This window comes from Curtobacterium sp. GD1 (assembly GCF_020882855.1).
Classification (GTDB): domain Bacteria; phylum Actinomycetota; class Actinomycetes; order Actinomycetales; family Microbacteriaceae; genus Curtobacterium.
In genome coordinates this window covers 58,535-71,924 of the sequence record NZ_JAFEVQ010000011.1, presented here as the reverse complement: position 1 = coordinate 71,924, position 13,390 = coordinate 58,535, and the positions used below count along the sequence as shown (strand labels likewise).

The following is a 13,390-nucleotide window of genomic DNA, read 5'->3' as shown; positions in this document are numbered from 1 at the left end:
GGGGGAGGACTCAAATGTAGTATTTCCGTCTGAAGTACGGCACCGTGCGATTGCTACCGCGCCGAGCGCCGACGGCTCAGGCGGGCAGCGCCGCCTCGATCGCGGCGATCACCTGCGGTGCATCCGGCTTCGTCGTCGGGCGGAACCGCGTGACCGTGCCGTCCGGGGCGACCAGGAACTTCTCGAAGTTCCACGTGACCCGCCCGGCCTTGCCGTCGGCGTCCGGGGTCTCCTTGAGCGCCTGGTAGAGCGGGTGGGCGCTCTTGCCGTTCACCTTGACCTTCTCGGACATCGGGAAGGTGACGCCCCACGTGGTGGAGCAGTACTCGTCGATCGCCTCGGACGAGCCGAGCTCCTGCAGGAACTGGTTGCTCGGGAAGCCCAGGACCGTGAAGCCGCGGGGGCCGTACTCCTTCTGGAGCGCTTCGAGCTGCTCGTACTGCGGAGCGAGGCCACAGCGCGACGCGACGTTCACGACGAGCACCGCCTTGTCCGCGAACGCCACGAACGTGGTGTCCTCACCGTGCAGCGTCGTGATCGCGATGTCGTCGAAGCGTCCCATGTCCCGGACGCTAGTCCACGAGGTCGAGATCCGCCTGACGCCGGACGAACGCTCGCATGTGCGGCACGGTGTAGGCGATCCGTCCTCGCTGCGGCGCGAACACGATCCCCTTGCCGATGAGCGCCTGCCGCGCTTGGCTGGTCGCCTTCGCGGGGACCCCCAGGCGGCTCGCGACCTCGCCCGTCGAGGATTCACCCTCGGGGTCGTCGGCCATCGCGACGAGGTACTGGCGTTCGGCGGGTGTCGCACTCGCCCATCGCCCGGGGAAGAACCCGCCGTCCAGCTCGGCGTTCCCGCGTTCGATCGCGCCGTCTGCGTCCGCTCGGGTGATCCGCTTGTCCGCCGCCAGGTCCCACGCGGCAGAGCCGTACGTCTGCAGGAAGTAGGGGTAACCGCCCGCCGCGTCGATGATGACGTCGAGCGCGTCGGTCTCGAACGTGACTCCGGAACGCTGCGCAGGGAGGACGAGGGCGTCGGCAGCAGCGCCCGACGGGAGGGAGCCGATCTCGCGGTAGTCGAACAAGCGCTCCGCGTACGACTTGGCGGCGGTGAGCGCGCCCGGCACACTCGGCAGGCCGGCCCCGACCACGGCGAACGGCCACTCTCGCTGGCCTGCCCGGTGCTGCACTGAGATCAACGCGGAGAGCAGTCCGGGTTCGAGGTCCTGCAGCTCGTCGACGAACAGCGCGAGTACCCGCTGCTGCTCGCGGAGCGCCGGGGCCAGGTCTTCGACGAGCTCCTCCAGGTCGATCTCGATCACACCGGTGTCCGCGCGCCCGACCGAGGCCTCGACGTCGACAGAGAACCCCAGGCCGCCGAACTGCACGCTGAAGGCCTTCACCGTCGCCAACGCGTCCCGCACCGCGGCCGTCACCGCCCTTCCGCGGTGGAGCCGGCGCGCAGCGAGGGCTACCTCACGCGCGAGTCGCCGGCGGGTGGTCTGCTGACCGGAGTCCGACGTCTGTCCTTCGACGTCGACCACGAGCCACCCTGCGGCGTCCGCCTGTGCCCGGAACTGGTTCAGCAGCACGGTCTTGCCGACTCCACGGAGTCCGTGCAGGACGAGGCTCCTCGACGTCTGTCCACGACGGGACCGAGCCACCAGGAGGTCGAACGCGTCGATCTCGGGTTGGCGTCCGACGAGCTCGGGTGGCCGGAGGCCAGCGCCCGGCGCGTAGGGGTTCAGCTCCGCGTGCATCTCTCCCAATCTGTGGCAGTCTGTCGATCGCTACAGAATTGCACAGAAAGCACCAGATGACGAGACCGCATCGATCCGGCTGGTTCGCAGGGTCGTCGTCCAGCCAGACCGTAGGATCGTCCCCATGTGTGGAATCGTCGGCTACGTCGGCAGCAACAGCAGCCAGGACGTCCTCCTCGGTGGTCTCCGTCGGCTCGAGTACCGCGGCTACGACTCGGCGGGCATCGCCGTCGTGGACGGGTCGCACGAGCTCGCGTCCGCGAAGAAGGCGGGCAAGCTCCAGGCCCTCGTGGACGAGCTGGAATCGCACCCCATCGCCGACGGCGGGACGGGCATCGGCCACACCCGCTGGGCGACCCACGGTGGCCCGACCGACGGCAACGCGCACCCGCACCTGGCCGACGGCGGCAAGCTCGCCCTCATCCACAACGGCATCATCGAGAACTTCTCCGAGCTCCGCGCCGAGCTCGAGGCCGAGGGCGTCGCGTTCCTCAGCGAGACCGACTCCGAGGTCGCTGCACACCTCGTCGCCCGGTCGTTCCGCACGACGGGTGACCTGACCGCCGCCATGCAGCAGGCCGTGCAGCGGCTCGAAGGGGCGTTCACGCTCCTCGTCGTGCACGCCGACCAGCCCGGTGTGGTCGTCGGCGCCCGTCGCAACTCCCCCCTCGTGGTCGGCCTGGGCGACGGCGAGAACTTCATGGGCTCCGACGTGGCCGCGTTCGTGGCCTACACGCAGCGCGCCCTCGCCATCGGGCAGGACGAGATCGCCACGATCCGCCCCGACGGCGTCGACGTCATCCACTTCGACGGCACCCCGGCATCGCCGAGCGAGTTCGAGGTGAACTGGGACGCCTCCGCGGCCGACAAGGGCGGCTGGACCTCGTTCATGGCGAAGGAGATCAGCGAGGAGCCCGAGGCCGTCGCGAAGACCATCCTCGGCCGCGTGCACGACGGCGCCGTGACGCTGACGGACCTCGACCCGATCGCCGACCGCCTCGCGCAGGTCGACCGGGTCATCGTCATCGCCTGCGGCACCGCGGCCTACGCCGGCATCCTCGGCAAGTACGCGATCGAGCAGTGGGCCCGCGTCCCGGTCGAGGTCGAGCTCGCGCACGAGTTCCGGTACCGCGACCCGGTGCTGAACGACCGCACGCTGGTCGTCTCGATCAGCCAGTCCGGCGAGACCATGGACACGCTCATGGCCGTGAAGTACGCCCGCGAGCAGGGCGCCCAGGTCCTGTCGATCTGCAACACCCAGGGCGCCACGATCCCGCGCGAGTCCGACGCCGTGATCTACACGCACGCCGGGCCCGAGGTCGCCGTCGCGTCGACCAAGGCGTTCATCGCGCAGGGCGTCGCGCTCTACCTGCTCGGGCTGCACCTCGCCACGCTGCGGGGCACGCTCACGGCCGAGCAGATCGCCGAGCAGGTCGCCGAGCTCGAGGGCCTCGCACCGAAGCTGCAGCAGACCATCGACGACGCGTCCGGCATCAAGGACCTCGCCCGCTGGATGGCCGACACCCGGAGCGTCCTCTTCCTCGGCCGCCACGTCGGCTACCCGATCGCACTCGAGGGTGCACTCAAGCTCAAGGAACTCGCGTACATCCACGCCGAGGGCTTCGCCGCCGGTGAGCTCAAGCACGGCCCGATCGCCCTGATCGAGCCGGGGCAGATCGTCTTCGTGATCGTCCCGTCGCCGCGCGACCCGCGGTCGCTGCACCCCAAGGTCGTCTCGAACATCCAGGAGATCCGCGCCCGCGGCGCCCGGGTGATCGCGATCGCGGAAGAGGGCGACGCCGCCGTGCTGCCCTTCGCCGACGAGGTGCTGCGCATCCCGCTCGCGACGCCGCTGTTCGAGCCGCTGCTCGCGGTCGCACCGCTGCACATGTTCGGCATGGAGCTCGCCGCGGCCAAGGGCCTCGACGTCGACCAGCCGCGCAACCTCGCGAAGTCGGTCACCGTCGAGTAGTCGCACGATGATCATCGGCATCGGTGTCGACGTGGTCGACCTGGAACGGTTCGAGCGGGTGCTCGACCGGACGCCCGCGATGCGCACGCGCCTCTTCACCCCGTCGGAGCTCGTCCGCGACGGGGAACCGCGGCCGATCGCGTCGCTCGCCGCGCGGTTCGCGGCGAAGGAAGCGCTGATCAAGGCGTTCGGGTCGAGCGCCGGGCTGAGCTGGCAAGACCTCGAGGTCGTCTCCGACGACCAGCGGAACCCGTCGCTGACGCTGCGCCAGGGGGCGCGCCAAGTGGCGGACGGGCGCGGGGTGACGAGCGTGCACCTCTCGCTCTCGCACGACGGAGGGATCGCGACGGCGTTCGTGGTCCTCGAAGGAACAGGGGAATCTGCGTGAGCGCGTTCACCGGCATCACGGTCGATCGGGAGGCGCTGATCGCCAACTACGCGACCGTCGCCGAACAGGTGGCTCCGTCCGGCGTCATCGCGGTCGTCAAGGCCAACGGCTACGGCCACGGCGCAGCGGAGTCCGCGCAGGCCTTCGTGGACGCTGGCGCGGAGTGGCTCGGCGTCGCGGACATCGACGAGGGGATCGCCCTCCGCCACGCCGGCATCGACGAGGGCGTCCGGATCCTGGCGTGGCTGCACGCCCCCGACGAGGACTTCCGTCGCGCCGCGCAGTACGGCATCACGCCGGCGGTCTCGAGCGTCGACCAGCTCTCCGCCGCCGCCGACTCCGAGGTCCCCGCGGTGCACATCTGCGTCGACACCGGCCTGAGCCGCAACGGCGCGGTGGAGTCCGAGTGGTCCGAGCTCTTCGCCACCGCCGGTCGCCTTGCCCGCAGCGGCAACCGCACCCGCATCGAGGGCCTGATGTCGCACCTGGCGAACGCCTCCCGCGCCGACGACCTCGACCAGGACGCCGCCCTCCAGCGCGCGCTCGACGGTCTCGCTGCGAACGGCATCGTTCCCGACATGGTGCACCTCGCCGCCAGCGCCGCGAGCCTCGCCGTCGGGGAGACCCGGCACGACGTCGCCCGGGTCGGCCTCGCGCTGTACGGCCTCAGCCCGTTCCCCGACCGCACCTCGGCCGACCTCGGGCTCCGCCCCGCGATGCGCGTGACCGCCGCGGTCCTCCGGACGGTCCCGGTCCGTGCGGGCGAGGGCGTCAGCTACGGCTACACCTGGCGTGCGACGACGGACACCCGGCTCGCGGTGATCGGGCTCGGGTACGCGGACGGCTTCGACCGCGACTTCGGCAACCGCGTCTCGGTGCGGATCGGCGACCGCACCTTCCCGGTCGTCGGTCGCGTGGCGATGAACGCCATGCACGTCGACATCGGCGACGCCGACGTCCGGATCGGCGACGAGGCCGTGCTCTGGGGCGACCCGGCGAACGGCGACCCCGCGGTCGAGGACTGGGCCGCCGCAGTCGGCACGATCAACTACGAGGTGGTCGCCCGGGTCGGCCGCAGCGTCGAACGGAGGACCTCGTGAACGCGCCGCTGCGCCGGGCCCGGATCGACCTCGACGCCTACCGCGCCAACCTCGACCTGGTCCGCGAGTGGATGGACCCGGTCGAGCTCATGGCGATCATGAAGGCCGACGCCTACGGGCACGGCCTCGAGCCGATCGCCCTCGCCGCGGTGGACGCGGGCATCCGGTGGATCGGCGTGCTCACGGTTCCCGCGGCCCTGCGTCTGCGCTCGATCGGCGTCGGCGAGGACGTCCACCTCTTCACGTGGCAGCACGACCCCGCGCTGGACTTCCGCGACGCGATCGACTCCGCCGTCGACCTCGGCGTCTCGAACGTGCCGGAGCTGCAGCGGGTGATCGACGCCGTCGACCAGCGTCCCGCCCGGGTGCACCTCGGCTTCGACTCCGGCCTGCACCGCGACGGTTCGACGCCGGACCACTGGCCCGCCCTCGTGACCCTCGCCCGTGACGCCCAGCGTGACGGACGCATCGAGGTCGTGGCCGCCTACACGCACCTCGCCGAGTCCTCCGACGACGAGGACGCCTCCGCCGTGGCGCTCTTCGACGACGCGGTCGAGCAGGCCGACGACCTCGGGCTCGACATCCCGACGGAGCACGTCGCCGCCTCGCTCGCCGGGCTCGAGCGCAAGGAGTTCCGCAAGGACATGGTCCGGATGGGCGCGAACCTGTTCGGCATCCCCGGTGCCGACGGCGTCTCGGCGGCCGACCTCGGCCTCGAGCCCGTGATGACCCTGACCGCCTCGGTCGCGAAGACGAAGCGCGTGCCCGTCGACACGGGTGTCTCGTACGACTACACGTACCGCACCACCGCCGAGACCACCCTCGCGCTCGTCCCGGTCGGTTACGCGGACGGCGTCCCGCGGCTCGCACAGGGCCGCATCGAGGTCGCGATCGGCGGCACGCGCTACCCGATCGCCGGTCGCGTCGCGATGGACCAGTTCCTCGTGGACGTCGGCGACGACGACGTCCGGGTCGGTGACACCGTCGTGCTGTTCGGCACGGGTGAGCACGACGAGATGACGGTCCTCGAGTGGGGCGACGCGCTCGGCACCATCGGTGAGGAGATCGTCTGCCGGATCGGCACCCGGGTGCCCCGCGTCTACGAAGGGCACCGGGTCGAGGGCCACGTCGCCGAGTACCTCCGGGGCGAACGGTGACCGACTCCCACGTGCTGCTCGACACCACGGCCCGGACCACCGAGGAGATGGGTGCACTCGGTTCCCGACTCGCGGCCGTCCTCCGTGCCGGTGACCTCGTCGTCCTGACCGGTCCGCTCGGCGCCGGCAAGACCACCCTGACGCGGGGGCTCGGCGCAGCGCTCGGCGCCCGCGGGCAGGTCTCGAGCCCGACGTTCGTCCTCGCCCGGACACACCCGACCTCGGCCGGGCCGGACCTCGTGCACGTCGACGCCTACCGGCTGTCCGACCCGGTGGAGCTCGACGACCTCGACCTCGACTGGGACGCCTCGATCGTCGTCGTCGAGTGGGGTCGCGGGTTCGTCGACGGCATCTCGGACAGCGTCCTCGACGTCGAGATCATCCGCGCGACCGGTGCCGACGACACGATTGCCGGTGACGATCTCGACCCGGACGACGTCCCCGACGAGCCGCGCCGTGTGGTCGTCACCGCCTCCGGCCCACGCTGGGCGGACGCCACGATCTGACGGACGGGAGGCGCGGATCACGTGAGCCGGTCGGCTCGCGTGATCCGCGCCTCCTGGTCGACCTGTCGGTCCGATTACTGCGCGTTCAGGGTGAAGGTGAGGTCCTTCGCGCCTTCGGACTTGAGCGTCCGGGTGAACCTGTCGTCGGTGATGACGGCACCGGTCGTGTACGACCACTTGCCCTCGGCGTTCGCGGTGACGTTCATCAGGTACTTCGACCCGGAGTAGATGTTGACCTTGGCCTTCGGCTCCGCCGTGCCCTCGATCAGCTGCTTCTGGCCCTTGACGAACGTCGTCGTGTCGACCGTGATCGGCGCCTTCTGCTCCTGCTCGGCAGCGGTCAGCGTGAAGGTGAGGTCCTTCGCCCCGTCGGACTTGAGGGTCCGCGTGAACGTGTCGTCGTTGATCACGGCACCGGTCGTGTACGACCACTTGCCCGCAGCATCGGCAGTCACGTTCATCAGGTACTTCGAGCCCGAGTAGATGTCAACGCGGGCCTTCGGCGCGGCGGTCCCCTCGATCAGCTGCTTCTGCCCCTTGACGAACGACGTCGTGACGACCGTGATCGGCGCCTTCTGCTCCTGCTCGGCAGCGGTCAGCGTGAACTCCAGATCTTCAGCACCATCGGACTTCAGGATCCGCGTGAACGTGTCGTCGTTGATGACGGCACCGGTCGTGTACGACCACTTGCCCGCACCATCGGCAGTCACGTTCATCAGGTACTTCGAGCCCGAGTAGATGTCAACGCGGGCCTTCGGCGCGGCGGTCCCCTCGATCAGCTGCTTCTGCCCCTTGACGAACGACGTCGTCGCGACCGTGATCGGCGCCGTCTGCGTCTGCTCCGGCTGGATCGTTCGCTTCACGACCTCGCTGAACCCACCGTGCTCGAAACCGCTCGCCTGCACGGTGAAGGCTGCGGTCGCCGGCACGGCGCTCGTCGCCGTCCAGTTGCCGTGACGGTCCGCCTCGACACCGTAGATGCCGGTCCGCCCGGGGAGCCCGTCGACTCGCACGGTCGAGAACGCGTCGGCCGTACCCGTCACGGTCGCGATCTCGCCGACCACGAACGTCTGGCCCTCGGCGACGGTGAAGTCCCGCTGTACCGGGGCGTAGGCCTCGTCCGCCGTCACGCGCTCGACCCGGGTCGATCCGGCGACCGTGAAGGTGATGTCGTACCCGTCTGCAGTCGCGCTCTTCCCGGGCGTGAAGAGCTTCCACTTGCCGAATGCATCGGCGACGATGCGCTGCGTCGGTCCGAGGTTCGGGACGCCGGGGTTCGTCGGCAGCCCCTCGACCTTGATGGCCGAACCCGGGAGCGCCTCACCGGAGAGCGCGAGCCGAGTGCCGGGCGCGTAGGTCAGCCCGTCCTCGATCGTGAACGCCTCGAACTCGCCCGCTCGGGCCTCGAGCTCGACGTGTTCCTGCACGGTCTTCGACTGCCCGAGGCTCTGCCCGGTCACGTCGACGACGATCGCGCCGGACGCGGGCTGCGCGGCACGGATCGACCAGTCGCCGTTCTCGTCGGCGATCGCACCCACCGCATCGCTCGACGGCGTACCGGGCAGACCCCGGACGATGACGATCGAGTACGCGTCCGCGGTCCCGGAGACCACCGGCCGTTCGCCGGCGACGAAGCGCTGGCCTGCCGGGACGGTGAGCTCCCGCTCGACGAGGTGGTAGTCCGGGTCCGCCTTCGTGGTGACGTCGATCGACGTGCCTCCGGACGTGACGGTGAGGTCGTACGAGTCGGCGCGTGCCGAACCGGCGGAGGTCGCGACGACCCACTTGCCGGTGTGGTCCGCGAGCACCGTGGCGGGCTTGTCGATCGCGCCGTTCTTCCCGGGCAGCCCGGCGATCGTCACCTCGGCGTCGGGGGCTGCGGTACCGGTCAGGCCGACTCGGTCGCCCGGTGCGAACTGGAGCCCGTGCGTGACGGCCAGGGCGGCGGAGGTCGACCGTTCCGTTGACTGCGCCACCGCGGTGGTCTGCGCAGCGGCGGCCGCAGCGGTCGCCGAGGTCGCGGGGAGGGCTACGAGGCCGGCGAGGACAGCCACGGCGATCGCGCCGCCGGCGCACCGCTGACCGGGGGTGTACTTGTGCTGCTTCTGGTGTTCCATGTTCAGTCTGTTTCCTTGGTGAGGGTGAAGGTGTGGTCCTCAGTCCCGGCGGACTTGAGGGTGCGGATGAAGGTGTCGGAGTCGATGACCGCTCCGGTCGTGTACGACCACTTGCCGTCGGCGCCGGCCGTGACGTTCATGAGGTACTTCGAGCCGGAGTAGACGTTGACCTTCGCCCTGGGCGCGGCGGTGCCCTCGATCAGCTGCTTCTGGCCCTTGACGAACGACGTCGTCGCGACCGTGATCGGCGGAGTCTGGGACGGCGCAGCGTGCAGCGTGAACGTCACGTCGTCCGCGCCGAGCGACTTGAGCGTCCGCGTGAACGTGTCGTCGGTGATCGCGGCGCCGGTCGTGTACGACCACTTCCCGTCGGACCCAGCGATGACGTGCATGAGGTACTTCGACCCCGAGTAGACGTCCACTCGTGCGTTGGGCTTGGCCGTGCCCTCGATCAGCTGCTTCTGGCCCGTGACGAACGTCTTGGTCGCCACGGTGATCGGTGCGACCTTGTCGGTGCGGGTGAAGGGGAACTCCACGGTCCCGCCATCCTCGAAGTGCTGGGTGACGCTCACCGTCTCGTTGTCCAGGTAGAGCTTCGACGTGGTGATCTCCCACCGCCCCTCGGCATCCGCCCGGACGAGATCGGCGGCGCCGAACCTGCCGAACCACACCGAGAGGAGCGCGTACGGTGACGCCACACCGGTGATCCGGGTCGGCATCCCGCGGACGAAGGTCTGCTCCGACGTGATCGCGACCGGCCGGAAGGCGACGCCCTCCTGGAGGGAACGGAGCTCGTGGTGCGTCTCCTCGTCTCCCTGGCGGATCGTGACGTCGAGCCTCGAGCTCAGGGACTCCGTGCCGATCTTCCGCCCCGAGACGTACTCGAACTCGCCGGTGGTGGGCGAAGCGACCACCGATCCGCTGAGTCCGTCGCCATCGAACGCATCCGTTGCTGACACCTCGATCCGCGCACCGGGCGACGCCGTGCCCGAGATCCGGAGCGGCGTCCCGTTGAGGAACGTCAGGTCCGACGTGACGACGACCGGTGCCGTGATCGGTACCGGGTCCTCACCACCGCCGTCGACGGTGACCTCGACGGTGAGCGGGGTGCCGCCGGTGCCGTCCGCATTCGAGTTCCCGGTGATCGTGACCTGTTCGGCGCGCGTGAGCACGTGATTGCTCCGCGCCGACCACATGCCCCGGTGGTCCGCGGTCGCCCCGACCACACCACGCTCGAAGCGCAGGAGCACCGGCGAGAAGGCATTCGCGGTGCCGGAGAGGACGGCGCGTTCTCCGGGCCGTCCGTTCAGCCCGTCGGTGACCGTGAAGTCCCGTTCGATGGTCGTGAACTCGGGGTCGGCGGTGAGCGTGGCCGACACCGTCGGTCCGGACGGCTCGAGGTCCTTCTCGCCGAGGCGCATCGGCGTCACGGTGACGTCGTACCTGGGAGCGGTCGCGACAACCGACCCTCCCGTCGTCGACCAGACGCCGTCCGGGCGGACGAGCGTGCCGAAGGTCCTGGTCGTGCCGTCCTTCGCCGGGAACCCGGTGATCTTGATCCACTCGTTGGCGGGTCCGGTGCCGGCGATGCCGATGGGCCGGCCCGGCAGGTACCGGAGGTCGCTCTCGATGGTGGCGCGGTCGGTCTGCGTTGCGCGCTCGGCGGTCTGCGACGCGGACGTCGACGGCTCGGCGGCCGTTGCCGGGGTAGCGGGGAGGGTCACGAGGCCGGCGAGGACCGCGACGGCGATCGCACCACCGGCGCAGCGTCGGCCCGTCGTCGTGGGGTGTTTCTGCGCTTGCATGTTCTTGCTCACTTCGCGGTCAGGGTGAAGGTGACGTCGTCCGTCCCGACGGACTTGAGGGTCCGGGTGAAGGTGTCGTCGTTGATGACGGCACCGGTCGTGTACGACCACTTCCCGTCAGCGCCCGCGATCACGTGCATCAGGTACTTCGACCCGGAGAAGACATCGACGCGGGCCTTCGGCGCAGCCGTGCCCTCGATCAGCTGCTTCTTGCCCTGCACGAACGACGTCGTCGCCACCGTGATCGGCGCCGCCTGCTCCTGCTCAGCAGCCGTCAACGTGAACGTGACGTCCTTCGCCCCGTCCGACTTGAGGGTCCGGGTGAAGGTGTCGTCGTTGATGACAGCCCCGGTCGTGTAGGACCACTTGCCCGCACCATCGGCGGTCACGTTCATCAGGTACTTCGACCCCGAGTAGATGTTGACCTTCGCCTTCGGCGCGGCCGTGCCCTCGATGCGCTGCTTCTGCCCCTTGACGAACGTCTCCGTCGCGACCGTGATCGCCGGGGCGTCGTCGCGACGGGTGAACACGTGCTCGGTCGTCTCGCCGGCCTCGAAGAGCTGCTCGATGCGCACGGTCTGCTCGGGCCCGGCGAGCTTCGTGGTGGTGAACGTGAAGGCACCGTCCGCGTCCGCCCGCACGAGGTCCGCGCGGCCGAGGTCGGCGACCTGCACCGACAGCAGCGAGTGGGGCGACGTCGTGCCGGAGACGACCGTCTCGGCGCCCTCGTCGTAGGTCGTGTCCGAGGTGACCTGGGTCGATCGGAAGGCGACGCCCTCCTGGAGGGAGTGGAACGCGAGATCGGTCTCGTCATCGCCCTGGCGGACGGTCACGTCCAGCACGGGCAGCCCGTTGGGCATCGCGACGTTACGGTCGGAGACGAACTCGAACGCCCCGGTCTCGGGCGACGCCGTCACCGTCCCGCCGAGGGACGAGCTGGTGACGGAGTCGGAGGCGATGACCTCGATCTCGGCTCCGGGCGTCGCGGTCCCCGTGATCCGGAGACGCTCCCCCCGCAGGTACGTCAGGTCCGAGGTGACCTCGACCGGTACGGACTCGGGCGGGTCGACTTCCTCACCGGGGTCGCCGTCCTCGATCGGGTCACCGTTCTCGTCGACGACGACCACGTCGGCCTCGACGATCTCCCTCAGTGTTCCGCCGGCGTCCTCGTTCGCGAGGACCCGGACCGTCTGGCTGTGGGTGAGCGGGTTGTCACCGACGAGGGACCACTCGCCCGCCTGGTCGGCGAACCCGATGGCCAACTGCCCGTTCTCGAACTCGAGGTGGACCCTGGAGAACGCGTTCGACGTTCCGGAGAGGACTGCCCTGGTTCCCTCACGCACCTCGAGTCCACCGGTCACCGTGAGGTCCCGCTCGACGATCGCGTACCCGGCATCCGCGGTCAGGGTCTGCGACACCGGCGGACCGATCGGCACGTACTCGTTCGACCGGACCGTCATCGGCGTCACCGTCGCGTCGTACCGCGATTCGTGGGCGCTCGGGAACGTCGTCAGGGTCCAGACGCCGCGCTCGTCGATGAACGCGCCGTTCGAACCGATCGTGCCGTCAGGATCGGTCGGGAGTCCGTCGACCACGACCCATTCGTTCGCCGGGCCGGTCCCGGACATCCGCACCGCGCCGCCCGGAGCGTAGTGCGGCTCGCTCTCGATCGTGACGACCGCGTCGCGGACCGGTGCGACCGCGCTGCTCGTGGCAGCCGTCGCGGTCGTCGGCACGCTGACGATGCCGGCGAGCAGCATGACGCCGAGCGCGCCCGTCATGCAGGTGGAGAGGGTTCGAGGGATGTGCATCCGGAGCCTTTCGTAGTCGGACACCCAAATATGCGGTATCTGACATGTTGAAAAACTGGATGCGATGACAGTGGCCGGACACGTCCAGGAGGCGCGGTGCGGGTCGGACCCGCACCGCGCCTCCTGGACGTGGTCGCGCTGCTCAGCCGGCGGCGAGCCGCCCCATCTCCGCGACCACGCCGCGGAGCCGGTCCGCCAGCTCGTCGCGGGACGCGACCGAGAACCGGTGCGCGACCTCGATGACGGCGGCCATGACGAGCGTGACGGCGGTCCGTGCCGCCTCGGCGTCGGTGCGTTCGGCGGCGACCTCGACGATCGCCGACCGGGCCTCGGCCATCCACTGCAGCATCGTCGGGACCATCTCGGGCCGCGCCTGCACGAGCGACTTCATCCGGCGGCGGTCCTCGGGCAGGGTCACGGTCTGCGCGACGAGGTCGCAGAGGTCGGACACGAGCGTGCCCGCACCGGCGAGGAAGGTCGCGCGGGCAGGGTCCGGGACGGTGGTCGCGGGGAGGCCGAGGGCGGCGTTGCCCTTGGACGGGAAGTAGTTGAAGAACGTGCGGGGCGAGACGCCGGCGGCGGCGCAGATCTCCTCGACCGTGACGCCGGCGAGCCCGCGATCGGTGACGAGCTCGAGCGCGGACCGGTGGATGGCGGCCCGGGTCTGCTGCTTCTTGCGCTCCCGCAGGCCGCTGTCGCCGGGGGCGGGGGCTTCGGTGGTGGTCACGTGGTGGCTCCTCGGACGGACGACGGGGCCTCCCGCGGTGGCGGGAG

General features: G+C 70.2%; 11 protein-coding genes. 5 read left to right on the top strand and 6 right to left on the bottom strand.

The features are described from left to right. Positions 1–76: 76 nt before the first annotated feature. Positions 77–562: a glutathione peroxidase gene (locus JSX79_RS07995; RefSeq protein WP_229085752.1), complete on the bottom strand. Its 486-nt coding sequence runs from the start codon at positions 560–562 to the stop codon at positions 77–79. Positions 563–572: 10 nt separating this feature from the next. Next, positions 573–1,760, bottom strand: coding sequence for an ATP-binding protein (locus JSX79_RS07990; protein ID WP_229085751.1), 1,188 nt, complete (start codon positions 1,758–1,760; stop codon positions 573–575). Positions 1,761–1,884: 124 nt separating this feature from the next. Between JSX79_RS07990 and glmS the strand changes: the two genes are divergently transcribed. From glmS to tsaE, 5 genes are read left to right on the top strand one after another with little or no spacing between them, the layout of a single operon-like run. Then, positions 1,885–3,732 (top strand): glutamine--fructose-6-phosphate transaminase (isomerizing), encoded by a 1,848-nt coding sequence (gene glmS / locus JSX79_RS07985; protein ID WP_229085750.1) that lies wholly within the window; start codon positions 1,885–1,887, stop codon positions 3,730–3,732. A 7-nt stretch (positions 3,733–3,739) separates the two neighbouring features. Then, a complete protein-coding gene (locus JSX79_RS07980; protein ID WP_229085749.1) occupies positions 3,740–4,120 on the top strand; it encodes a holo-ACP synthase in 381 nt (126 codons plus the stop codon). After that, positions 4,117–5,220 (top strand): alanine racemase, encoded by a 1,104-nt coding sequence (alr, locus tag JSX79_RS07975; RefSeq protein WP_229085748.1) that lies wholly within the window; start codon positions 4,117–4,119, stop codon positions 5,218–5,220. Before JSX79_RS07980 ends, alr (JSX79_RS07975) begins: the two co-directional genes overlap by 4 nt. Next, positions 5,217–6,377, top strand: coding sequence for an alanine racemase (gene alr / locus JSX79_RS07970; protein ID WP_229085747.1), 1,161 nt, complete (start codon positions 5,217–5,219; stop codon positions 6,375–6,377). Before alr (JSX79_RS07975) ends, alr (JSX79_RS07970) begins: the two co-directional genes overlap by 4 nt. Further along, entirely contained in the window at positions 6,374–6,883 is a 510-nt protein-coding gene (tsaE, locus tag JSX79_RS07965; RefSeq protein ID WP_374475091.1) for a tRNA (adenosine(37)-N6)-threonylcarbamoyltransferase complex ATPase subunit type 1 TsaE, read from the top strand. The genes alr (JSX79_RS07970) and tsaE overlap by 4 nt, the downstream gene beginning before the upstream one ends. A 74-nt stretch (positions 6,884–6,957) precedes the next feature. Here the strand turns inward: tsaE and JSX79_RS07960 are convergent, their stop codons facing one another. The 4 genes from JSX79_RS07960 to JSX79_RS07945 all read right to left on the bottom strand — a co-directional run bounded on the left by JSX79_RS07960 (position 6,958) and on the right by JSX79_RS07945 (position 13,343). After that, positions 6,958–9,000 (bottom strand): hypothetical protein, encoded by a 2,043-nt coding sequence (locus JSX79_RS07960; protein WP_229085746.1) that lies wholly within the window; start codon positions 8,998–9,000, stop codon positions 6,958–6,960. Between the two features lie 2 nt (positions 9,001–9,002). Then, a complete protein-coding gene (locus tag JSX79_RS07955; protein ID WP_229085744.1) occupies positions 9,003–10,817 on the bottom strand; it encodes a hypothetical protein in 1,815 nt (604 codons plus the stop codon). After that, a complete protein-coding gene (locus JSX79_RS07950) occupies positions 10,814–12,616 on the bottom strand; it encodes a hypothetical protein (protein ID WP_229085742.1) in 1,803 nt (600 codons plus the stop codon). Before JSX79_RS07950 ends, JSX79_RS07955 begins: the two co-directional genes overlap by 4 nt. 142 nt (positions 12,617–12,758) lie before the next feature. Further along, positions 12,759–13,343: a TetR/AcrR family transcriptional regulator gene (locus tag JSX79_RS07945; RefSeq protein ID WP_229085741.1), complete on the bottom strand. Its 585-nt coding sequence runs from the start codon at positions 13,341–13,343 to the stop codon at positions 12,759–12,761. Between the last annotated feature and the right edge of the window lie 47 nt (positions 13,344–13,390).